At 36.6% G+C, this 3,233-nt stretch carries 4 protein-coding genes; 3 read left to right on the forward strand and 1 reads right to left on the reverse strand.

Going from position 1 to position 3,233, the window contains the following annotated elements; all coding sequences use genetic code 11:
- Window positions 1-249, reverse strand: a 249-nt coding sequence (locus F6K20_RS30820; RefSeq protein ID WP_287297262.1) for a hypothetical protein, incomplete at its 3' end; no start/stop codon positions are given.
- A 716-nt stretch (window positions 250-965) separates the two neighbouring features.
- Here F6K20_RS30820 and F6K20_RS30825 point away from each other — a divergent pair.
- The 3 genes from F6K20_RS30825 to F6K20_RS30835 all read left to right on the forward strand — a co-directional run.
- Window positions 966-1,517: a sterol desaturase family protein gene (locus F6K20_RS30825; protein WP_008178542.1), complete on the forward strand. Its 552-nt coding sequence runs from the start codon at window positions 966-968 to the stop codon at window positions 1,515-1,517.
- Window positions 1,518-1,662: 145 nt separating this feature from the next.
- Window positions 1,663-2,286: a Crp/Fnr family transcriptional regulator gene (locus F6K20_RS30830; protein WP_287297264.1), complete on the forward strand. Its 624-nt coding sequence runs from the start codon at window positions 1,663-1,665 to the stop codon at window positions 2,284-2,286.
- Between the two features lie 296 nt (window positions 2,287-2,582).
- Window positions 2,583-3,233, forward strand: a 651-nt coding sequence (locus tag F6K20_RS30835; protein ID WP_287297266.1) for a mechanosensitive ion channel domain-containing protein, incomplete at its 3' end; no start/stop codon positions are given.

Raw genomic sequence — 3,233 nt, forward strand, 5'->3', positions numbered from 1 at the left:
TGGTAATTGGTAATTGGTAATTGGTAATTGGTAATTGGTAATTGGTAATTGGTAATTGGTAATTGGTAATTGGTAATTGGTAATTGGTAATTGGTAATTGGTAATTGGTAATTGGTAATTGGTAATTGGTAATTCGTAATTCGTAATTGGTAATTCGTAATTCGTAATTGGTAATTCGTAATTCGTAATTGGTAATTCGTAATTCGTAATTGGTAATTCGTAATTCGTAATTGGTAATTCGTCATTCAAATAGGACTTACCTGAAACTGGGCACTAAATGCGCTTATTTAGTAGGAACCCACGCCGTGGGTTCCTACTAGCTTAGCCAGCTTAATTTGGTGCATTAGAATTATCCTCCTCTTCTTACCATTTAACCTTTTTCCTCTTACTCTCTATTAGACCATGTTTAGCTGGCCACGGGACTAAAAGTAGCGTTACTGGGTCAGTCCTCTCAAAAAACTTTGATAGTTGTGGGATATAATTGTAATTTTTAAAACGAGAAGTCCATACAGACTTGATTTAGCTAATTAAAATTATGGCTAATTAAATTAGCAAGCCCTAGTTAAAGTTAGTATGGTTTTTAATCAAAAAACTGCTTGATATTGGATTCAATTATAGCTCATATATAGACAGATTGATATCCTGTTCGTTTGACTAATGAGCATTGAAAGTTGTTCCTTAATTGTTAAGGGACAATTAACTATTAACTATTAACCGCAAAGGGATATCAATTAATTCAGTAATTCAAATTATATAGCGTAGCGCGTCGTTCAGGAGTGGTACAACTTAGATGAAGTTGAAAAACTAGAAGTCATAAGTCATAATTTTCAAACATTGGCTTAATTGAAACTATTAGATAAGATAACGATTATTGTCCAAGAATGATTTAGAATTGCTAGAGTAGCATACCTTCAATAAATAATAAATTTAAGTTTAACCTCTTCTTTGACAAACCTTAACGTTTGTTGACTAAGATCAGCGCATACGAAGAGGAGTTAGATGTGTTTATCATTAAGATATTATTGGTTGCTTTAGTGCAGCTACTACTTGGGGATTTTCTTTCTACTTTTGTGTACCATGTCCCTGAGCACATTTTTGGTAAATTCCATGCCATAGTACACCATAGTAAGAATCGTAGCTTCATTCACTATGCTGTATTAACTAAGAACCCCCTGGTAATCCTTGATGGTTTCGCAGGTGCCTTTCCTTATTTGATGTTTGTGCCTTGGTTCTGGCAGATTTCTCCTCTAGGAACTATCTTGGGACTAGTCTTGGGTGAGCTTCATGTGATCTGGAGGCATGTTTCTGTGATGGAGTGGAAAACTCCCCAGACCCTAGAGCGCCTTTGCAACTTCTTGTGCATTACTACTCCAGAAAAGCATTGGCTTCATCATCAGGATGCAACAGTTGCTTATGGGGATATCTTCACATTTTACGACCAACCAGCACAAGCCTGGTATAGGTTTTTGATGTCAGTTAAGAAGAAATATAAGCTAAGTAGGGAGAAATCAAGTTAGGATGCTGGCTGTTGACTGTTTACTCTTAAGTATATGGTACGGTCAACCCTGGACGGTAAACAGTCAACGGTAAACCAAAACTATTTTGCCTACCCATTATCAAGAGCGTTTAATAGAGCTTTAGAAGCTACAGAACTTATAAACAATGCCTCTAATCCAAAAGGCCTTTCACGGAATATCCCAAGACGGACAAAAACAGCGACAGCGGCTGCGTTGGTATTCAAAGGGGGAAATGATTCCTTTGATTGCACCTGGGATCTGGCAAGTCTGTCAAGGTATTGTTCAACTCAGTAAAATTAACTTTGATGGAGAGGAAGTGCTACTAGGTTGGGCATTGCCCGATACCTCTTTCCGGATTGGGTTGGCTGCTCTAGACACCTATCAGGCTCAAGCTTTATCCGAAGTGCATCTTAAATGGTTTTCGATGATTGAATTGGAAGCGTGCCCTCATCTATCTCATTCCCTATTGAATCAGCTAGGTCACAGGATACAACAGACAGAAGCACTTTTAGCGATCGCTGGACTGCGCCGAGTAGAAGACCGCTTGCAGCAGTTATTATTCTTGTTGAAACAGGAAATGGGGGAGCCAGTTCCCGAGGGCACTCGCTTGAGTGTGCGCATGACCCATCAGAATCTAGCTAATGCCATCGGCACCTCTCGGGTCACAGTAACTAAAACTCTAGGAGAACTCCATAACCGTGGTATGATTACATTTGACAGATACCGTCACATCATTGTCAAACATGGTATAATATGTAATAATCTCTGAAGCTAACTTGAAGCTAGTACTGAGTACTGATTAGTGTAGTGATTAGTGATTGTGTCAGTGTGGCAATGGCTTTTTAGGCTTTGTTGTCAGGTTTGTTGTCAGGTTTTTTACTTGTGCCTGACTCAAAAGTAGTTGTGTTGCTCAAAGCGCTTCATGGTAGCTCGTTCAACGAATTTAACTGGTCTAGGAGTTGCCAGCTGGAAAAGTGGTAAATAGCAACTCTGAGATCTGAATCCTAAAATAATACTAAAATTAAGTGGTATAAATATAGATTCATAGCTGAAAAGCAGTTATTTATGCCTCTTGATCAATTAGTTCCAAAATTCTTAAAAAAATCTCTCTTCCAACTAGGAGAAGTGCCTGTATCTATTTTCACCATACTTCAATTAATCTTTTTATTTTTAATTGCTAAATTTATAATTCAAGATTTCAAAAAATTCCTGAATTATAAACTGCTTAATAAGCTAGTTAATGATCCAAATAAAAGAGAATTTTTATCTAAAATAATTAGTTATGCAATTTTAATCGTATTGGTATATATTATATATTTTATAGGTGGTTTAGATCTAATTAAGTTAACCATTTTTGAAGTAGGTAATACTAAAGTATCTATTAAATTAATAATACAGCTAGTACTGTCTTTAATGATAGTAATTTTTCTGGCTAGTACCCTAAAAAACTTTCTAAAACAAGAGCTACTTCCCCAAATGGGGATTGACGAAGCTAATCGAGCAGTTATCGCTACAATCATCAGTTACGCATTTGGAATATTAGGCATTGTAATTGTTCTGAATAATCACTTTGAATTGGGTTCATTAGCCGTTATTGCTGGTGGCTTAGGGGTTGGAATTGGTTTTGGACTACAGGATATAACTAAAAACTTTATCAGTGGTGTGACATTACTCTTAGAACGAACAATAAGAGTTGGTGATTTCATTGAATTTGAT

Source organism: Moorena sp. SIO2C4 (assembly GCF_010672485.1).
Lineage (GTDB): Bacteria > Cyanobacteriota > Cyanobacteriia > Cyanobacteriales > Coleofasciculaceae > Moorena > Moorena producens.

What these genes read in the sequence shown, in the direction of transcription:
- F6K20_RS30830 (WP_287297264.1), top strand. Translation starts at nt 1,663, where the DNA reads ATGCCTCTAATCCAAAAGGCCTTTCACGGAATATCCCAAGACGGACAA.